Below are 13,127 nucleotides of genomic sequence, written 5' to 3'. Positions count from 1 at the left end.
CAAGAAGTTCGTCAAGTTCGGCACCCAGGCGCTCGCTCTGGAGCACGATGAGGACCGCGACCTGGTGTACGTGACCGACTTCGGCACCGGTAAGGTTGCGGTCTTTGACGGCCGCGCCGACGAGGTGATCGGCGAGGTCGAGATGAACGGCGCAGCCGCGAACGACGTGACCCTGCTCAAGGACGGCTCCGTGCTGGTCCTCGACAAGAAGGACCGCGACGAGAAGGTGACCCTGCCCTACGTGCTCAACGGCACCACCGGCGAGATTACCACCGCCAGCGAGTACACCACCCTGCCCAGCAAGGACCGCCAGGGTAACGACGTTCCCGCATCGGTTCAGCAGCTGAAGGCTAACTCCATTCTGAAGTTCAAGGTTGGCGTGAAGGACACCGCCGAGAGCGCGGCTCCCGTGACCCTCACCCCGACCGCCCTGCAGTTCGCGGGCTACCCGACGGTGACCGGCGTGAAGGCCGATGAGTCGAAGCCGACTGACCCGAAGGCTGAGGACAAGAAGCCTGAGGACAAGAAGCCTGAGGACAAGAAGGCAGAAGATAAGAAGTCTGAGGACGCTAAGTCCGAGGATAAGAAGTCTGACGCTAAGTCTGAGAACACCGCAGAGGCTAAGGACCAGACCTCCAAGGACCAGGCATCTCAGTCTGACTCCAAGTCTGATTCCAAGCCCGCTCCGGATGCTGTGAAGGCTGATAAGTCCGGTTCGGCTGTGAAGAACGGCGGTTCCTCTGCTGGTGGCTCCGATACTTTGGGCGGTGGCTCCTCGGTAGCTAAGAGCGACGCAGGCTCCTCGAAGGGTGCTCTGGCCAGCACCGGTGCGAGCGGCGTGGCCGGCCTGCTGGCCGTGGGTTCGGTTGCCCTGCTGGGTGGCGCGGCCATTCTGGTTCGCCGTCGCAAGGCCTAAGCTGTAACTGCCGACTTGCCATAAGGAGGCGGTGAGTAGCAACATTCAGCGGCCACTCTGAGCCGCTGCGTGAGGCGGGCTCCCGGCCCCGCCGCAATCGTCGAGATTGCGGCGGGGGAGGGGCCCGCCTTTTGCGCGTATTGGGTGCGTTCGCACGAACGGAAAATCGATATCGTTGAGGTAAGAATAGTGCATCGGAATAATGTACCGAGTGAAGCAAATTTTTACATTGATGTGTAAATATAAGAGCTAATGAATATCAGACTGACCAGGGTTTTTGCCTTTCAGAGAATGTAAATCTTCCTTTGCGGGTTCAACGTTCACGTGATGCTCAAGGTAAATTCGCGGGATAAGCACAAAAACATTGAACACACCCTCGATGTAGCTTGTATTTTCCTGGGAAAACACTGAGGATAAGAGGGTAGGTAAATTTATGCATTGCTTACACTTCTGCTCCCGCTGTCGTTGAGCGTGTCACCGCACGCTCACGAAGTGTCTCGTTAGCACCTCGATGCGGCAGTGGAGTACTTCCGTTACATCTCTACAAGGACACACATTGAACCTCACTCCTTCTTCGGGTAAGGCGCTGAAGGGTATCGTTGCTGGCTCCCTCGCGCTCGCCATTTCCGGCGCGTCCATGATTCCTGCCTCCTTCGCAGCGCAGAACACCGCGCAACCGACCACGACCCAGTCCGCTTCCTCCTCTGACGCAGAAAGCACTGAAAGTCGCGTCGTAGATGTCTCCGCATCCACCGCCCAGATTACTCAGGGCCTGCCCGGCCAGTACCAGGTGGCCTACTCGCAGGCGCACCACAAGATTTGGATGGTTGGCGTGGGTGGCAGTAGCAACCTGGCCTCCACCATCGCGCGTGTCGATGCAGACACCATGAAGATTGAAGAAGTAGCGGTCCTTCCCTTCGAATATGACGCAAACGGCCAGTTCGGCTACGTTTCTGCGTACGGCATCACCGTCGATGACGCCAACGGTACCGTGTGGGTCACCAACACGACCGACAACTCCCTCTCCGTGTTCGACCAGGAGACCATGGAGCAGATTTGGACCAGTCACGGCATGTCCCAGGCCGATCCGAACTGGATTGAGCACCCCCGCGAGGTTCGCGTGGATAACGCATCGGGCAAGGTGTTCGTGACCGGCCGCTACTACGTCTCGGCTATCGACATGAAAACCTTCGAGGTCACCAAGATTCAGCTGCAGGGTGCACCCGACGGCGGCACCCGCTACATCGGCATGAACGTGGCCATCGACGGCGACAAGCTGTATGTGCCCGAGCGTACCAGCGGCAAGCTCTTCGTGATTAACACCAAGACCCTGAAGACCGAGCAGGTCATCCAGACCCGGGGCGAGGACTCTTCGGTTGAGGTTCGCCCCTCCGATGTGTCCATCGATCACTCCCAGAATGAAATTTACGTATCCTCTCAGGGTGTGAAGGGCGTTAACTCCGGCATCTCGGTGTACGACCTGAAGACCGGTGCGTTCAAGAAGTTCGTCAAGTTCGGCACCCAGGCCCTGGCCATGGTCAACGATGAAGAGCGCGACCTCGTGTACGTCTCCGATTTCGGCACCGGTAAGATTGCTATCTTCGATGCCAAGACCGACCGCGTGATTGGCGAGGTCGAGATGAACGGCGGCAAGGCTAACGACCTGACCCTCGCCGACGACGGCTCCGTCGTGGCCGTGGACAAGCAGGACATTGAGGGTGCAACCGCCTCCGTGCCTTACGTTCTTGACCCGAAGACCGGCGACGGTTCGACCACCGACAACTACATGTCCAAGGCTCGGGTTGGCCGCGATGGTAAGACCATCCCCTCCACCCGCGAGGTCCTCAAGCCGAACTCCATCATGAAGTTCCGCGTCGAGCTTGCCGACGGCGAATTCACCTCGCCCGCAACGATTGTTCCTTCCAAGCTGGCCTTCCAGGGTTACCCGAAGGAAGCGCTGCCCGTGATTATCGGCCCCACCCTGAACTTCGCGGAGGGCACGATTGACATCACTCGCCCCTACACCTTCCATGTCACCGGCGCTGATTTTGATAAGCCCCCGGCCGAGGGTATTCGCCTCTTCCTGGTTAAGGACGGCGAGTGGCTTCCCGGCAACGACAAGCTGACCGACAGCGAGCTGCAGAACATCCAGAAGATTTCCACGGTTATTCCGGCCAGCGACTTCGTGTACAACGAGAAGACCGGTAAGTACTCCTTCAGCGGCACCCTGCGCGTACCGGCAAACACCTTGAAGTACGGCCAGGGCTACCTGCTCGGCACCGTGACTGCCGGTTCCGACGTTGCTGTGAACCGCGACTACGATTCGGCTCGTGCGCTGATTGTTAACGATGTTCAGGAAGACGCGGATAAGGCTGATAACCGCGCCACCTCGGATGACTCGAGCAAGCCGAGCCAGCCCGCAGAGTCGCCTGCCGCCCAGCAGCAGGATAACGCTCAGTCCAAGACTGCTGACTCGAACGCCCCTGCCGCACAGGAGCAGATGGGTTCCACCGTGAAGACTCCCGCGAAGAAGAGCTCTTCGTCGCAGCCGGCCTCGAACTCTTCTTCCTCCTCTCAGTCGAAGGGCTCTAACGCTCAGGTAAATGCCTCCGCGACGAAGTCCTCGACCCAGAGTGGTTCGCTGGCTAAGACCGGTGCACAGAGCGTTCTGAGCCTGGCTGCCGTGGGCGCTTTCGTCCTGATTGCCGGCGCCACCCTGGTGGTGCTGCGTCGCCGCAAGTCCTAGCCTGTAACGGTATCTGACCGGTTCTTATTGGTCCTTCCGGATGCGCCCCGTACCGAGTGTGCGGGGCGCATCTGTATGGGGGCGCTGATGTGGGTCGGGGAAGCGGTCGGCAATATCTGTTGTGACGGCAGAAACCAACATTGGATAATGTGTGCCATTTCACTTAATTTCGATTTGGTCGTTTCGTAGAATCTCTGTATAGTAGTATGTGTTGTCAGGGAGACCTGATAAAAGAGATGTAAATCTCACGGCCCCATCGTATAGCGGCCTAGTACTCCGCCCTCTCACGGCGGCAACACCGGTTCAAATCCGGTTGGGGTCACCACTAGGAAAGAAGCTCTCCAGTCGAAAGACTGGGGAGCTTCTTTGTTTATGTCTGTATTCGTTAGAACTCTCTGGCTTTGCGGTGCCGCCGTGAGCCTCTCACGGCGCCGCTCCTTACGTCGCGGCACTCCGGGGCATGATGGATTTCCTCGCGCGCTCGGCATCATGCCCCTCCGTCACCGTTACAAATCCGGTTGGGGTCACCACTAGGAAAAAGCCTTGGTTCTTCGGAATCAAGGCTTTTTTGTTTATCTCTTATTCGTCAAAGGTCTTTAGATTTGCGGTGCCGCCGTGAGCCTCTCAAAGACTAAAAGCGAGAAGCCACATGTGTTTCGAAAAGCAACAAACATGGTGGCTTCTCGAAACACATGTGGCTTCTCAGCGGTATAAGGCGTAGAAACTTTACTGCGCTTGTTGAATCTACTGCGCCGAGGCCTCAGCAGAAGCGGTAGTAGCCTCCGCAGAAGCGCTCGGGCTCACCGAAGCAGCCGGCGAAGGCGAAGCTGTACCGGGAGTACGGCGCACCATACGCCAGGTGCCGTCCTGGTAATGAGCCACAACCTGGCCGGCCACCGGCTTACCCTGGTACTTGAACACATCGGCCAGGGTCTGGGTGCGGTCGTTGGTCTTGCTGTACACGCCAGCACCCTCGGCGGTATCAATCGTCATCTCGGTAGCCCAGGTGTAGTAACCGGTGCGAGTGTCCTTCGTGGGGCGATCCGCGGTCAGCGAGAAGACCAGAGGGCGTTCCGAACCAACCACCCAGCCGCTATCAGAGGCGTACATGCTCTGGAATAGCTCGGCCACCGTGGTGTAGTCACCCGTGTGGTCAATGTTCGTGAAGCGGGCACCGTCGCCGGTGAGCAACAGGTAGTTCAAGGTGGCCTGCCAGTACGCAATGAACGCGTGCAGGCCCTCAACGCTGTTCTCACGCAGCTTCGCGGGCTCCAGGGGAACCGGAACGTTCTGAGCCTTGTGCTCCTTCGTACCGGCCTCAAAGGTACCGGTCGAGGAGTAATCGGCCAGAACGACCTCGCCCTTCAGGCTGGGGCCGGGCTCAACGGTGGTCGTCGCCTCCGGAGAGGGAGCGACGGAGGCGGAAGGAGTCGTGCTTGCGCTCGAAGGTGCGGTAGTCGCACTCGGCGAGGAAGACGACTCAGAAGAGTTAGAAGAGCAAGCGGCCAGCAGGGTAGCGGCCCCCATACCCAACGCAGTTAGCGCGGTACGGCGGGTGTACAGAGTAGACATAAGAATCTTTCTGAGTAATGTACGTGCATGAACAGTTAAAACCAGAATATCGCAGGCTGGTTCTCAACCCAATATGAAGTTATCCGGGAGGCTGACTAGACGTTGAGTCCGCCGCTCTTCCCACTGCCGCTCTTCGGGCTCTTGGAACTGGGGGAGGGGGAACTGCTGGAGCTTCCGGAGCTACCGCTGTCGTCGTCGCTCGTATCTTTGGTGATAACGGTCCAGCCGCCAGACCTGTAGGTCATATCGATGTAGATGTCGTGGCTCTCCGCGGTAAAGGCCGTGTTGGAGCCCCTACCCTGCAGATAAATCTTCAGATTCTGATCGAGAAGCAAACGACCATTCCAACGGTATCGCGGGTTAGAGCCCGAGGACTTCTGGGTAGGAGTATCGGTGGAAAGCGAGATGCCCATCGGAGCATCAGAACCGTACATCCAACCGGACTTGTCCTGGTACATGGTGGAGAAACGCTGGAAAATCTCCACATAATCCTGATCGGACTTGCTCAGTGGTTCGGAGTCGCCGGTAAGCAACAAATAATTAATCGACGAAATCCAGTAGCCGAGGAAAGAGTAGATACCATCGACCGACGGGTCGTGCATGTTGCTCGGGGGGAGGGGCTTCGGCACGTTCTTGGCCTTTTCGGTTTCGGTGGCGGGAACGTAGGTGCCGTTCTTCTCGTAGTTATCGAACTTCAGGGGACCCCTGTAGGACTTACCCGAAGAAGCCGAAGCGGATGCCTTCGAAGAAGCAGACGCACTAGACGAGGAAGCCGCCGACGGAGACGAAGAAGACGAGCCCGAGGCAGAGGAATCAGCTAGGGGGCGTACCTTCGGAGTGCAGGCGCTCAGCGCGACGGTAGCCGCAGCGCCGGTGATAAATAGCGCGGTGCGTCGGGTAACGGGGGCGGAAGAAGGGCCGGTCATCGTAGCCTTTCGAAGTTTGTAGATTATCGGAAGTTGAGTGAGCCACCGCTCCTATCATACCTGTCCTTGCTGAAGGCCCCGTCATCGCGCGTCATGTATGAAATACGCCGCCGGACAGGCGCTTAAACACGAAATCCCGAAAACACAAAGTCCCCCGCACACAACCACAATAGTGCGTACGGGGGAGGGGAGAGAGGAAGTTATGCCGATGCCGAAGAAGCCGATGCGGAAGCCTCAGCCTCGTGACCGGTGAGCATCACCCAGACACCATTCTTATACTCCACACCAACATACGTGCGGCCGCCCTCGCTCTTGGCAATCTTGTGGGGAGCAGAACCGTCTACGTGAGCCTTCAAATCCTGGTTGAAGGTGAGGTTCGCACTCCACGTGTACTGGTTGGGGTTCTTGGTGCTCTGACGGGGAAGATCTGCCAAAAGGCTCATCTCCATCAGGGTATCGGCACCGTAAGCCCAACCATCGTAGTCCTGGTATAGTCGAACGTACTCATCAAACTGCTTAACGTACACATCGGCGGGATCAGCCTTCTTGAGCGGCTCAGAATCGCCGGTGAGCATCAGGTAGTTGATAGCAGCCAGCCAGAAGCCCGTAAACTCGTAGATTCCCTCGGGGCTCCGATCATTCATGTGCTCCGGGGGGAGGGGCTTCGGCACGTTCTTGGCCTTTTCGGTTTCGGTGGCCGGAACGTAGGTGCCGTTTTTCTCGTAGTTATCGAACTTCAGGGGGCCCTTGTAGGACTTGTTCGAAGACGCAGAAGCGCTGGAAGAGGCCGAGGCGCTAGAAGAAGCGGAGGCCGAGGCGCTAGAAGACGCGGACTCACTTGCCGAGGCGGATTCAGAAGCCGACTCGGAAGATTTCGACAGCGGATGCACGGACTGGGCACAGGCGCTCAGCGTCACGGCGGCACCAGCACCGGCGGCCAGCAGGGCGGCGCGACGGGTCACAATGGAAGAAACAGGGAAAGGGCTGTTCATCATAGCCTCTCGGTAGAATTCATCAGAGCTGAGTGAGCTACTGTAATCATCATACCCGGGCTACCCGTTCATCCCACTCACCGTCCGTCACAAAACCGTTCTAACGGAGCAGCTGCGAGAAAGCGCGGCGAGCCTTGGCCACCTTGGGGCTCACCACAAACGTGCAATACCCCTGCGCCGGATTGAGCGCATAGTAGTTCTGGTGAACAGGTTCGGCCTCGTAGAAGATATCGAGCGGCTTAATCTCGGTGACGATGGGTGCGTCAAAGAGCTGCTGGGCGCGCTCCTTAGCTCGCTCCGCCAGCTCGCGCTGCTGCTCGTCCTCGTAGAAAATCACCGAACGGTACTGCGAACCCGTGTCAGCCCCCTGACGGTCCCAACTGGTCGGGTCGTGGCTGATGAAGAAAATATCCAGGACGGTGTCGTAGCTGATTACCTGCGGATCGAAGGTAATCTTCACGGCCTCGTGGTGCCCGGTCGTTCCAGAGCACACCGAACGGTAATCGGGATCGGGCATGTCGCCGCCAGCGTAGCCGCAGACGCTCGCCTCAACCCCGCGGAACTGGCGATAGACGGCGTCCAGGCACCAGAAGCATCCACCGGCAAGAACAATTTCAGCCATAATCTCTCCTTGAACTATAAAACCACACTATCTGAAGAACACCGCCGAGCCGCATAATATTCCTGCGCTACCGCGGGCTTTGGCGTAAACCGCCACCTGCCCTGCCGCGCCACCTGCCACAATAGAGGTATGACTGAAGAACTCGCAACCCCCACCCTCGCAGACGTCGTCGACGCCTTCCATACGCTCTTCCCGCCGCAGCTTGCCGCCGGTTGGGACGCCTCCGGTCTCGTCGCGGGTCGCGCCGCCGCCCCCGTGCACACCGTGCTCTTCGCCGTGGATGCGCTCGCCGCCACCGCCGAGGAAGCCATCGCCGAAGGGGCCCAGCTACTCATCACCCACCACCCGCTACTGCTGCGCGGAGCCCAGTTCATTCCCGACAGCACCTACAAGGGTGAGGTCCTCCACACCCTCATCGAGGGTGGATGCGGCCTGCTCGGCGCCCACACTAACGCCGATGCTGCCGTCGAGGGCGTAAACGAAGCACTCTGCGACGCCATCGGCCTCATCGACCGTGAACCGCTCACCGAAGCGCAAACCCAGGTGCTCGACGGGCAGGAACACGCTGTGGGCACCGGCCGCCTCGGCACCCTGCCCAAAGAACTGACCCTGAAGGAGCTTGCAGAACGCCTCGCGGCGGCCCTGCCTCCCACCGCCGGCGGGTTGCGCATCGCGGGCCGTGCCGACCAGCCGATTCGCCGCGTTGCCCTCTGCGGTGGTGCCGGTGACTCCCTCTTCGACGCGGTGCGCGCCACCGACGCGCAGGTGTACATTACCGCCGACCTGCGCCACCACCCGGCCAGCGAGTTCCGCGAAACCGCACGAGTTACCGGTAGCAACATCGCGCTGATTGATTGCTCCCACCCGGCCAGCGAATCGCTGTGGTTGCGTTCGGCGGCTGACCGCCTGCGCAAGCTGCTCGCCGAGCGCGGCTACGCCATCGAAACGAAGCTGTCCGCGCTCAACACCGACCCGTGGGACTTCACCGTCTCTACCGGCGTGGCAACCGGTCAGGATGCGCACTCGGCAAGCACCGCCGCAGCCCCCGCGTGGGAACTCTAGCGCGAGAACTCTAGGGGCGAGAACTCTAGAAGAATCCGCGCGGATTCCCTCAGCGCGTAAGAGCCCGGGCACCCCGTCTGTTGTGACGAGGTACCCGGGCTAGAACCGGCCCGGCCTACTTAGTTAGCAATGCGATACAGGCCGGTAGTGATAGGGTTCAGCACACGATGCCGGTAATAAAACAACATCCAGTCCAATTCAATGCGGGTCACAGCATGGTTCGGTTCAAACATGCCGGTCTCGGGAGTAATAACATTCTGCTGGGTAGCCCACAGAATCTCACGGTAGAACGCGGAATCCGGCGTAACATCCGGGAAGGACGAAACACCCGAGACTTCCGGTGAACCGGACGCACGGTAGACCATCGCGGCAACGGTTGCATTCGTGAGCCCCTCCTCCGCGTGGAACTTTCCGTCAGGCCCGCCGAAGGTAACACCCTTTTCACGAGCCCAAATGTAGGCGGCGTAGTTTGGGTCGTCCGTCTTCACATCCGGCCACGGGGAGACTTCAGGAAGGTCCACCTTGGGGCTGCCCTTCATCTCATAAAGGGCGGAAGCCAGCTCACCGCGGGTTGCAGGCTGCTTCTGTTCCTCGTCGTTCAGCGATGTCGAAAAGTACATACGTTCCTCTACGGGTACGTAAGCATTCGTGAACCGCTGGACACCCTCAAACTTCAAATCCTGGTGCGCCAAAAGAACGCCGCGGTGCTCCGGGGCAAAACCCACCATCGGGGTGATGAGAGTCTTATCCGTCTTGCTGGGGTAACCGTAGTCGCTCCACGCCTCAATGACGTACTGCTTGGACGGATCCAGCGTGTTCGCGGGAATCTTGAGATTGACGAATGCGAAGCCTCCCTCCAGGCCCGTCTCGTATTCATCATCACCGTGGACGTAACGCTTCATCTCGCTCATAACCAGGACGGGGGAACCCGTGCCCTTCTCGCGAATGACGTACATCATGCCCTCAACGCCGGGGATGTCAGTCCCTACGAAGCCCTGACCCTGAATCAGCAGCTCCTGATCCTTCGTGGTGTCCTTCAAAGCGTCGTATTTCAACTTAGGCGCGAAGGTATCGAAGTGATAATCATTGGTGCTCAGACCGTGATGCGTCACAACGTTCTTGCGAGCCCAGATATCCTGAACGGTCGACTGCGGCTGGCCTTCGGGCTCGGCAAGGATGCCAACCTCGTAACGCACCTTGTCCAGAGTCATATCCGGGAAATACTCCGTGAGAGTGTAGTAACTCGGCAAAGTATTAGCTTCAACCTTCAGCGGGGCGACAAAGGTGCCGTCATCGTCAATGGTGAAGTCCTTGCCCTCTTCAAACCGCAAGAGAGTATCGGTCACCTGATGGGCGTTGTAGGGGACGTTCTCCTCGGGCGCGATGTAGATGACTACCTTGCCGTGCTGCTCGCGCCACTCCTTGGTGAAGCCGGTGCCCAGAACCGTAATTTTACTGTCCTCACCGGTGTACAGGCCGTCGCCCTCTTGCCCGATGTAGTCACGGCCGTCCTGGTAGTAGTAATCCTCATACGTAACGGTGAAAGACGGCTCATCCGCGACATCCTGAGTTGCAGGGGTATTGGCAGTCGGTGCGTTAGCAACGGGCGCGTTTGCGGTGGGCGCTGCGTCCTGGGCTAACGTCGGGGTCATAGGCAGGACCATTGCGCTCGCCAGTACGAGCGCGCTGCAGTTCCGAGCCGCGTGGAAGAATGAAGACTTAGAGTTCGGAAGTGAGGACATAAGACATCCTTAGGGTCATTTCTCCGGGGCTGCGCGAGCTTACCGGCAGGCCGGGAATCTACCGTCGAATCTGCGCGTGCCCCATGAGAAAAGTGGTTGAAAATCCCCCTCGGTTTCGGGGATATCCTCACCCTATCAAAGCGTTGAACGATTGTCAGGAAACACTCAAGGGATACTTGAAGGTTCGTGGAAATCTTACGCAGCGGTTAGCTATTAAAAGCTGAACCCCGTGCTCCCGAACAGAAAACCATTCGGGAGCACGGGGTCATTCAGGTGGCTACGCTGAGCGAGCCTAGAAAGCCATCATCAGAACCTCCAGCTCACCGCGAGTCACCATGTGCTTGGGGTTGAACGTGCCGCTGGTACTCAGTGCAACCTTGTTCTGCCCAGCCCACGCAATCTCACGGAAGAACGCAGAACCCGGGGCCACATCGGTGTACGGGGACCAGTACTGCACGGTGGGGGACCCAGCCGCGCGGTAGGTGAAAGCCGCGACGGTAGCGTTCGAAATTCCGGCATCCGCATGGAACTTGCCATCAGCCCAGCCGAAGGTAATGCCCTTCTGGCGAGCCCAAATGTAGGCGGCATAGTTCGGGTCGGTGGTCTTCACATCCGGCCAGGGAGAGGTCTCGGGGAGGTCCACCTTGGGACTACCAGCCTGAGCGTACAACGCCGCTGTCAGCTCGCCGCGGGTAGCGCGCTCCTTGCGCTGCTCATCGGTCAGACTGGGCTGCTTACCCTCAGTAGCGTCAGATCCCTTGAAGTTCAGGTCTTGAGAAGCCAGTAGGGTACTGCGGCCCTCGGGCGCCTTGCCCACCACAGGGCCGGCAAACTCGCCGTTCTTATAGCCGTCGTTACTCCAAACCTCCACGACGTACTTCTTCGCCGGGTCCAGAGTACTCGCCGGCACCTTCACGACGCCGCGTACCTCGCCGTTCTCGAACTCAGAAAAATGGTGATAGCGGTTATACCAAAAGATGTCACTCGTCGCCAGAACCGGGGTGTTCGAACCCTTCTCACGAATCACATACTGAACACCCCCGGAGGAGGCAAACTTACCGTAGAAGCCGGTACCCAAAAAGTAAATGCTCTGATCAGCGGCGGTGTCACCCAGAGCCTTGTACTCCACCTTGGGGGCAAACGCGCTGGAGCGGAACGCCTGAGTGTCCAGCACAGTACGATACAGCACGTTCTTACCAGCCTGCAGGTCCTCCACAGTCAGCTGGGGCTCACCCTGCATCTCGGTAAACATACCAATCTCGTAACTCACCTCGTAACGCTTCTCGTAACGCGGAATGCCGAGGAAAGGAACGCGAGGCTTGTAGTAGCTCTGCAACGCATCGGGCTTGACCGTCAGCTGAGCGTCCAAGACGCCGTTTTCAGCAATGGTGAAGTCCTTGCCCTCCTCAAAACGGAGTAGAACATCATTGGCGGGCAGAACATCAGCGCCGTCAGGAACACCCTGAGAAGCAACAATGTAAACCACTACCTTGCCATGCTTCTCACGCCACTCCTTGGTGTAGCCCCAACCCTTCACGTGGATGGTGCCGCCCTCGGAGGTGTACAGCAGCTGTTCCTTGTTGTCGTACGAAAACTTGAACGTAGCTTTCTGCGGGGTCTTACCCGGAATATCCGCAGCCGTCGTGCCGTCAGAGCCATCGAAGTCCAGCTCCTGGGTAGCCAGCAGGGTACCGCGACTCTCGGGCGCCTGACCCACGACGGGGGTAATAAACTCGTCGCCCTCGTAGCCGTTGTTACCCCACACCTCGATAACATAATCCTTTGACTTATCCAGGGTGTTCGCCGGAATCTTCACCGTACCGTGGATGTAGCCGTCCTGGTAAGCGAAAGCCAGCTCCTTGTGGTTATATTCAATGATGTCGCTAACCACCAGAACCGGGGCGTTCAAACCCACCTCTCGCACAACAACCTGAACACCCTTCGGGGAGTTAATCTCGCCGCCGAAACCCCAACCCGAGAATTCCAGAATCTGGTCCTCATCAGTGTTCTTCAACGAGTGGTAGCCCAAGTGGGGAGTGAACTCATCAGAAGTGGCAACAGGGTTCTCACGGACGCGATCACCCGACTGAGAACTAGCCGCTGCAGTTGCAGTCGTATCTGCAGTAGCGTTCTGGGCAAGCGCTGGAGACATTGGCAGAACCATCGCGCCGGCCAGCGCCAATGCGCCGCATCCCTGCGCCGCACGGAGGAAAGAAGACTTAGAGTTCGGAAGAGCGGACATAAACATTCCTTATCGGTCATGTCCATTGCGCCGATGCAGGTTCTAAATGGGGGTGAGAAATTTCCGTCGAATCTGCGCTGGCCCAAGGAGAAAGTGGTTGAGTATCCCCGTCGGTTTCGGGGATATTCTCACCCTACCAAACCCTCAATGAGAAGTCCCGAGAACGCTCAAGGGACGAGTAAAAGTCCTGAAATTTTGTGCCTCAACGACCCTGCAAGCACTTAAAAGAGCGCAGAAAAATGGTTCAAACAACGGGGTACAGAAAACGGGCACAGAAAACCCCGTGCTCCCGAACAGAAAACCATTC

The 13,127-nt window shown here is 58.4% G+C and carries 9 protein-coding genes and 1 tRNA gene; 4 read left to right on the top strand and 6 right to left on the bottom strand.

The window, feature by feature from the left end; translation table 11 throughout:
* The 3 genes from HMPREF2674_RS08940 to HMPREF2674_RS08930 form a co-directional block, all read left to right on the top strand.
* Positions 1 to 916 (top strand): LPXTG cell wall anchor domain-containing protein (locus HMPREF2674_RS08940; protein ID WP_141761833.1); only part of this gene is annotated, 916 nt, incomplete at its 5' end.
* A gap of 556 nt (positions 917 to 1,472) precedes the next feature.
* Positions 1,473 to 3,662: a DUF5074 domain-containing protein gene (locus HMPREF2674_RS08935; protein ID WP_049343452.1), complete on the top strand. Its 2,190-nt coding sequence runs from the start codon at positions 1,473 to 1,475 to the stop codon at positions 3,660 to 3,662.
* 249 nt (positions 3,663 to 3,911) lie between these two features.
* Positions 3,912 to 3,987, top strand: a tRNA-Glu gene (locus HMPREF2674_RS08930).
* Between the two features lie 419 nt (positions 3,988 to 4,406).
* Here HMPREF2674_RS08930 and HMPREF2674_RS08925 read toward each other — a convergent pair.
* From HMPREF2674_RS08925 to msrA, 4 genes are all read right to left on the bottom strand, one after another.
* Complete coding sequence (locus HMPREF2674_RS08925; protein ID WP_049342802.1) at positions 4,407 to 5,234, bottom strand: DUF6318 family protein; 828 nt, start codon at positions 5,232 to 5,234, stop codon at positions 4,407 to 4,409.
* A gap of 95 nt (positions 5,235 to 5,329) precedes the next feature.
* Positions 5,330 to 6,160, bottom strand: a complete 831-nt coding sequence (locus HMPREF2674_RS08920) for a DUF6318 family protein (RefSeq protein ID WP_070825467.1) — start codon at positions 6,158 to 6,160, stop codon at positions 5,330 to 5,332.
* A gap of 200 nt (positions 6,161 to 6,360) precedes the next feature.
* A complete protein-coding gene (locus HMPREF2674_RS09420) occupies positions 6,361 to 7,155 on the bottom strand; it encodes a DUF6318 family protein (RefSeq protein WP_314507259.1) in 795 nt (264 codons plus the stop codon).
* 97 nt (positions 7,156 to 7,252) lie between these two features.
* Positions 7,253 to 7,774: a peptide-methionine (S)-S-oxide reductase MsrA gene (gene msrA / locus HMPREF2674_RS08910; protein WP_049342804.1), complete on the bottom strand. Its 522-nt coding sequence runs from the start codon at positions 7,772 to 7,774 to the stop codon at positions 7,253 to 7,255.
* A 129-nt stretch (positions 7,775 to 7,903) separates the two neighbouring features.
* On the opposite strand from msrA, the gene HMPREF2674_RS08905 reads away from it, so the two are divergent.
* A complete protein-coding gene (locus HMPREF2674_RS08905) occupies positions 7,904 to 8,836 on the top strand; it encodes a Nif3-like dinuclear metal center hexameric protein (RefSeq protein ID WP_070825466.1) in 933 nt (310 codons plus the stop codon).
* Positions 8,837 to 8,955: 119 nt separating this feature from the next.
* Here HMPREF2674_RS08905 and HMPREF2674_RS08900 read toward each other — a convergent pair whose 3' ends face one another.
* Positions 8,956 to 10,578: an S-layer homology domain-containing protein gene (locus tag HMPREF2674_RS08900; RefSeq protein WP_070825465.1), complete on the bottom strand. Its 1,623-nt coding sequence runs from the start codon at positions 10,576 to 10,578 to the stop codon at positions 8,956 to 8,958.
* 292 nt (positions 10,579 to 10,870) lie between these two features.
* A complete protein-coding gene (locus HMPREF2674_RS08895; protein ID WP_070825464.1) occupies positions 10,871 to 12,820 on the bottom strand; it encodes an S-layer homology domain-containing protein in 1,950 nt (649 codons plus the stop codon).
* Positions 12,821 to 13,127 lie beyond the last annotated feature (307 nt).

It is taken from the genome of Rothia sp. HMSC062F03, assembly GCF_001836905.1.
Taxonomy (GTDB): Bacteria; Actinomycetota; Actinomycetes; order Actinomycetales; family Micrococcaceae; genus Rothia; species Rothia mucilaginosa_A.
Note: the sequence above shows the minus strand (reverse complement) of the source record. Positions and strands in the feature narration are given on the sequence as shown.